Here is a 6,437-nt window from a genome sequence, read left to right as displayed (position 1 = left end):
GTGCAATGGCCCCAAAAGTTTCTAAGACCTCTGCTTGTGCTTGTGAATAAGGTTGGTCAATTACAGAACCCTTGGATTCAGATGCTTTAGAAGCCAATCCTGATTCCGCAATACTTCCTGATTCTGCAATACTGTCTTGATTATTTGAACACCCGTATAAAAGGAATAGGGATGTAATCATTACTGCAAATGCTTGTTTTGTTTTCATAATAAAAAGTTTTAGGATTTAATTTTGATTACAGCACAAAATTATTTTGCCCCTCAAAATTGAATGCCATAAAGATGGAAAGAAGTACAATACACTACCTAACAGGCGTGTTGCGGTGTGTTTAATTTTTTGTTCAGGAATTCAACTTATGTTGCATGCCTTCAAACTGGGTTGAAAAAGTTATTTAGAGGAATAAATTTCTGAAGAAGTTTTTATGGGTAATCCGATACTGGAAAATCCTACTTTTTCGTACAAATCGTTGTACCGCGGATCGTTTCTCAACGGGGCCAACAGCGGTTCTTCCCGTAACCAGGTCATTTCCACCTCATGTCTTTCATAAGACTTCTGCAACCATTCAAAAGCATGTTCATAATCATTTAAGGTGCAATAGTAGAGCGCAATGAACCAGGCAGGACTTCCCGATGAGCCTTCATTATACTTAGTAAACAACTCTCCCAAGTGTTTATTTACCTCATCCTGATCGCCATCCATCTCGGCATAGACCAAATTCAGCCACATCAAAATCGGAGGATAATCGGGAAATTTTGTTACTATTTCATTGAGCTGATTTTTTGACTTTTCATATTCCCCCAGATAAAAATAGTGCTTTGCAGACGCTCTCAAATACCACAGGTTGTCGTCATATAAACTATTGGTGCTTTCCAACAAATCGAATGACTCGTCCGTTCTATCAAGAAATAGGAATGCTTCTGCCTTAAAACAGAAAAGAACGCCGAAAGAGGGGTCTATCAGGAGAAGTTCGTCCATAGCATTGGCTGCCTGTAGGTATCTTCCTGTTTTTATGGCATAATCTGCAACTAAAGATGGCGTATCGTCATGATAAGAATCTTTCAATATCGTTTGGTAATAGGGTTCTACCAATTCAAAATTCCAGTCATAGTAGAAATAGCCGGAATATAATTCCTCTTCCACCTCTTTATTATCGGGGTCAATTTCAAGCGCTTTTTCCAAGAGCCTTTTTGTGTTCTCCCATGCAATCCGTTCATCAAAAATCCCCCAAACCAATCCCCCAAAACTCCATACTCTGGCCTGGCTGGTATATGCCTCCACAAAATTAGAATCTATTTCAATTGATTTTTCATAAAGTTTGATAGCATTTTTGTAGGTTGACTCATTCGCTTTATTTCGCTGAAACTCGGCTTGAAGAAAATAGGAGTATGCCTGTTTACTTTTTGTGGGTATTTTTTGAATAGCCGCCAATTCATTTTCGGAAATGGTTGCCCTCAAATTTTTGGCTATAGCTTCTACCACCTCGGACTGTATCTTGAAAATTTCATCACTTTTCCATTCTTTCGTGTATTCTTCCGACCAAAGATGGACATTAGAACGACCATGAATCAATTGTAGGTTGATTTTGATTAGATTGCCGGAAATCTGGAGATTACCCTGCAAAAGGTTTGCCACCCCCAACTCTTTAGCGATTTCTTGTATAGTTTTATCAGTATGCTTGTAATGTAGGGCAGAGGTAAACGGAATTACCTTATCAATAGCATCTATTTTAGTGAGTCTCGAGATAACGGCATCGGTCATTCCATCCGAAATATACTCCAATTCCGGGCTTCCCGTCCAATTTTTAAAAGGTAGTACTACTATCGATTTCTCATCGATTATAAATTCTTCTTTTTTCGATTCAATGTTCTCTATTGCATCTGGGCTAAAAAAATAAAAGAGTGCCATTAAAAATACGGGAGCCAAAAATATTAACCAAAGCAAGTTTTTTTTGGTAGTACTTTTGGCGTTGGTGTTACTTTCGTAACTGATAAGCCCTTCAATTTCATTATTGTCTTTTGATTTAACTTCTCCTGGGGTAAAGCCAAAAAATTTGTGGAAACAGGTGTTGAAATAAGTGGGGCTATTAAACCCTACCCGATATGCAGTCTCAGAAGCGGTAACATTTTCGTCTCTTAGAATTTCTAAGGCTCTTTTTAGTCGGTATTCCCTAATAAATTGACTCGTTGAAATACCCAACAATTTTCGTAATTTCCGATGAAGACTGGATCGGCTCATTCCGACCGCTTGTGCCAGAGCATCGACCCCGAATTGATCGTTGTTAAGGTTGGACTCAATTTCTTTGGTCAGATTATTGACCAAGGTTCCCCTTAGCGATTTTTCTTGAAAATCTCTGTGCAATTCACGGTTCGTACCCCTTTGCATATCGAATTTCTTTAGGAGAGGCAGTACAAGTTAAACAAATTAAGAACTAATTGAGATTTATCTAGACGGCATTTTAAGGGTTTCATTAAAATAAACAAAGAATTATCTTAGGTGTGGTCTCAGGTCAACTAAATGTGTTACAAGGGTCAGGTATAACCGTCAGTTATAGGTTAGTATGTGTTAATTTCCGGTTTGGCACAGACTTTAGCAATTCCGAGTGGATTCGGACGTAGTCAAATCCGCCGACAAGAGCGCAGCGACTGGCGAACTCCTTAATAAATTGAACATTAGTGAGTAAATTGCGGTTATACATTGTTGGCAAATCGTTGTTTGTTTGATTCATAGTACTATTAATCTTCTAGACTTTAATCATTACGAGCATCATTTTAAAAGCTTCCACCGCTTCCAGGGCATGAGGAATATTTGCAGGCATAATAATCATTTGGCCTTCTGATAAAATATTTTGTTTACCTGCAATTGAAATCTCACATTTTCCATCAAGAATAACAACTATTGCATCAAACGGTGCGGTATGTTCACTGAGGTTTTGTCCCTTATCGAAAGAGAACAATGTAGTTGATCCGCATTTGTTTTTAGTTACAATTTTACTGACTGTTGCTCCTTTTGAATAGTCAATACTTTCTTTCAAGGTACAAATCTGTCCAAATTCAAAATTCTGTTTCATTCTTCCTGAATTTTATTTTATCCAGAACCAACCATGGCTACCCGCTACTGCTCCTGCTGTGGTTATTAAACTGATAATAAGCAATACCCAATGAAGCTTGTGCATAATTCCAAAAGTCTTTTCTGGATTTTCATTAGTATATTTTTTAAAAATTTTATGCAGAACGAAAGGTTCTAATACATATAGAATTAAAGTGAATATAATCCATACCAAAGTCATGGCATGTATCCACCAAAAACGATAATCAAAATACCTATTCCATGCATTTAATTCGTAAAGCATATAAAATCCTGAAAGTCCTGTCAGAATTGTAGTAATTTTTGCCTGAATGGCAAATTTTCCTTCAATGTTTTCAAAGGTCTTTATTTGTTCTTGCGTTGATTTCATTTTCTTAATCGCAGGAATTATGACGGTTGTTACCATAGAAACACCACCAATCCACAAAATGACTGCGATTACATGAATTACTCGTGCTAATTTGAAATATTCCATTATTCGTTTTCAATGTTTGCTAACGGTCTCGTATAAGCTGCGTTTTAACTCAGTTTATACCTTATTAGATTTTCGTTGTTAATAGCTACTAATCAATTTCCTTACTCAAATCTTCCTTTAGATTTTCTAGCTGTAACAAAACTTCTCTATAGTACAATAAATCACTTTTTGTCATTATTTGGGCTTCGGTAAAATAACCTTTTAATTCATTTTTGTGATTAGCCAGTGCCTCAAAAGACATTTGATATTTATCTTCCGAATTTATGGTTGTATTCGCTAAATTATTTCCGACACCAAATTCATACATTTTTTCCATGAGAGGTCCTAAACTAATGTCAGAATACCATTTTTCAAATCGTTTGATATATTCAACTCTAGAATAATATGATGATATAGTAGCCTTTATATTGAAATTATCGAATAACTCCATCACATTATCAGACGTCATAGCTTTATATGTTGCATCATGGGTAATAAGTGATGCAGTCTCACTTGTTATTGTATAAAGTTCCTTGGGAGTGGTTTCAAATGTTTTGTTTGTATTAAATGCAATAAGTATTTTTTTTAATCCAATATTTTTTAAGGAATCAGATACAATACATTTATTTATATTAATAATATCTTTATTAAGGTCGTTGATTAGCATTTTTACATATTCTTTCTTTTTTTGATTGTCTTTTCTTGATTCATTCCAGTTATTAATTTGAAGTGCAATCAAAATTCCGATGACTACCAGTATGATTTCTCCTAAAGCGTACTTTAGATATTTAATTTTTTTATCATCCAAAATCAGTGTATGTCTTACTCTTCTAAAGAACTTCATAATGTGGTTCTAAATTGCTTACAACGTGTTCTTGCATGGTTAGTTGTTGTGAGAACTAATATAGCAAAAAGGAGGTAAGTGTTGGGATTTCGATAGAAATCCTCGAGAAGCCTTTAAAGAACTCAACAATTAATTATACACGGTGTTATGCATAGTTATTTCTTATATTTTGTAGAATAAATTTTTTCAAGCGTGAGATAAAACTGGAAACATCCAGTGTTTATTTGTGAAAAATTCAAACTTATCCTTTAGCATAAAAAGCGTATCTCTATCCTTTAATAAATGTTTTTCAAACCCGGAATCATCCAAAGGAGTAAATCCCAAAATTACCCTCAGAATCCTTTTATCAGAAATGCTATGGATCACGTCATTGATCTCTACTGGACATATTGAGAATATATCATCCAGATAAACGGTGTCACCTTCAAAGTCTGCGATGACAATTGCTTCAAGTTCTTTGATATAAAAAATGCTGTTTTTCTTATAGGAATTGCAGTAAAACATGATCAATGACACATTGTTACGCATAGATATCTTTGCTATAGGGGTTGAATCCTTAATTCTTCCCATTAAAAAAGCGGCATCAGTTGGGTCTTCCATGCTCAGTTTTATCCAGGATGATGAAGCGCTGTGTGTATCTATTGTTTTCGAGTGTTGATATTCCTCTACTACCTTGAAATTGAACTTCGGATAGAAATCAAGCACACTGTCGTTAGCGAAGAGATAGACAAAATCAGTCTGATCTTTCCATTCATGCAGTACCTTTTCCATCAAGTACTTGTTAAGTCCTCTATTCCGGTATTTTTCGTCCGTCATTACTGTTCCGATTTGAATGCCGGTTTTTCTCCTACGTTCAATATCAAATTCAATCTTATTAATTGAAACATTTGATACAACCTTGTTATTATGTAGCAGCGAATAGGGAATATAATAGTCGCCCCAGAAGCCATCATGGCACCATTTTTCTAAACTGAAGCCAAAGACGGATTCTGTTAATCTATTGAAACTTGCTCTTATTTTTTGGTTGTGTTTAAAATTTCTGGCAAAGCCATATGTATTATTATTGAGTTTTATAAGCTCCATCAATTTTTAATCTAATTCTCTAAACCATCCTCAAATTTTGTATAACGGTCTCGGCTATAAGCCGGCGCGGCCGGGAAATTCTAAATTCCAAATTCCAAATCCCAATTCCTATAATGGAGATCTCTCCACCTGGAACCTGTCTTCCGCGTGCCCGATGGCGCAAGGCTATCGGGGCAGGCAGGTTATAACCGTTGTTAGAAACTGCTATTTTCTAGTTTTCGATTGAGCGAGGATGAAGCTCTTTGAATTAAGTTCTTTAATCTTATAAATTTGACCTTGAAGATCAATAGGTATGGTGCTTTTTAATACAAGATTCTTTTCATCCAAACTCCATGAACCTTCAGATAGGAATGTGGACATTCCTCCCCAACACTTAATCTGATAAGAATCAACGATTGAATCACTTGAAATCCTTAAGATAGATCCCTCAGGTGAACTCTCTGGAGAAATTCTCTGATATTTCAGTGTACCATCTTCCAAACTTTCCTCCAATAACCAAGACCCTTCCAAGTAGCCCAGGTCTACGCTTTGAGCAGCACACGCAGATTGAAATAGAAAGGCTAAAAGGAATATGAAGCTTCTTATTGATATCATGTGTATGTTTTTCAAATAGTTGTTACCAACGGTCTCCTATAACCGTCAGTTACGGGATTAAAATTAATAATTTTCAGTCAAGCACTGACGTTGGCAATTCCGAGTGGATTCGGACGTAGTGGTCCCGAAAGCTATTGGGACGCCGACCAGAGCGAAGCGACTGACGAACTCATAAAAAAAATAAACATTAGTTAGTAAATTTCGGTTATACATTTTTGCGCCTGCCTGCCCGCCCAAGGCGAGGACCCGGTAGACAGGCTTTCGTTATTTCATTAGTTAATGCATTTTTTTTTCAGAAGTTGGTAAGGTGAATCCATCAATGTGTTAATTGTATTAAAATGCTGTTTTTCTCTATCAGCTATGGTAATATTGAACAT

At 36.0% G+C, this 6,437-nt stretch carries 6 protein-coding genes and 1 pseudogene; all 7 read right to left on the bottom strand.

What is annotated here, in order from left to right:
* Window positions 1–208, bottom strand: a pseudogene (locus AB8P51_RS12420) (hypothetical protein); the annotation flags it as partial.
* A gap of 180 nt (window positions 209–388) precedes the next feature.
* A complete protein-coding gene (locus AB8P51_RS12415) occupies window positions 389–2,383 on the bottom strand; it encodes a helix-turn-helix domain-containing protein (protein ID WP_369749166.1) in 1,995 nt (664 codons plus the stop codon).
* A 358-nt stretch (window positions 2,384–2,741) separates the two neighbouring features.
* The gene (locus AB8P51_RS12410) at window positions 2,742–3,068 is read right to left on the bottom strand and encodes a cupin domain-containing protein (protein WP_369749165.1); all 327 of its coding nucleotides are present in this window, start codon (window positions 3,066–3,068) and stop codon (window positions 2,742–2,744) included.
* Window positions 3,069–3,080: 12 nt separating this feature from the next.
* Entirely contained in the window at window positions 3,081–3,560 is a 480-nt protein-coding gene (locus tag AB8P51_RS12405; RefSeq protein ID WP_369749164.1) for a hypothetical protein, read from the bottom strand.
* Between the two features lie 88 nt (window positions 3,561–3,648).
* On the bottom strand, window positions 3,649–4,383 hold the full coding sequence (locus AB8P51_RS12400) for a DUF6090 family protein (RefSeq protein ID WP_369749163.1): 735 nt from the start codon (window positions 4,381–4,383) through the stop codon (window positions 3,649–3,651).
* A 186-nt stretch (window positions 4,384–4,569) separates the two neighbouring features.
* Window positions 4,570–5,466, bottom strand: a complete 897-nt coding sequence (locus AB8P51_RS12395) for a GNAT family N-acetyltransferase (RefSeq protein ID WP_369749162.1) — start codon at window positions 5,464–5,466, stop codon at window positions 4,570–4,572.
* Between the two features lie 204 nt (window positions 5,467–5,670).
* Window positions 5,671–6,060, bottom strand: a complete 390-nt coding sequence (locus tag AB8P51_RS12390; protein WP_369749161.1) for a hypothetical protein — start codon at window positions 6,058–6,060, stop codon at window positions 5,671–5,673.
* Window positions 6,061–6,437 lie beyond the last annotated feature (377 nt).

The sequence above is a fragment of the Muriicola sp. SD30 genome (assembly GCF_041205185.1).
Taxonomy (GTDB): Bacteria; Bacteroidota; Bacteroidia; order Flavobacteriales; family Flavobacteriaceae; genus Muriicola.
The sequence above is the reverse complement of the archived record's forward strand: the minus strand, read 5'-3'. Positions and strand labels throughout refer to the sequence as shown.

What these genes read in the sequence shown, in the direction of transcription:
- AB8P51_RS12415 (WP_369749166.1), bottom strand. Translation starts at nt 2,383, where the DNA reads ATGCAAAGGGGTACGAACCGTGAATTGCACAGAGATTTTCAAGAAAAA.
- AB8P51_RS12410 (WP_369749165.1), bottom strand. Translation starts at nt 3,068, where the DNA reads ATGAAACAGAATTTTGAATTTGGACAGATTTGTACCTTGAAAGAAAGT.
- AB8P51_RS12405 (WP_369749164.1), bottom strand. Translation starts at nt 3,560, where the DNA reads ATGGAATATTTCAAATTAGCACGAGTAATTCATGTAATCGCAGTCATT.
- AB8P51_RS12400 (WP_369749163.1), bottom strand. Translation starts at nt 4,383, where the DNA reads ATGAAGTTCTTTAGAAGAGTAAGACATACACTGATTTTGGATGATAAA.
- AB8P51_RS12395 (WP_369749162.1), bottom strand. Translation starts at nt 5,466, where the DNA reads ATGGAGCTTATAAAACTCAATAATAATACATATGGCTTTGCCAGAAAT.
- AB8P51_RS12390 (WP_369749161.1), bottom strand. Translation starts at nt 6,060, where the DNA reads ATGATATCAATAAGAAGCTTCATATTCCTTTTAGCCTTTCTATTTCAA.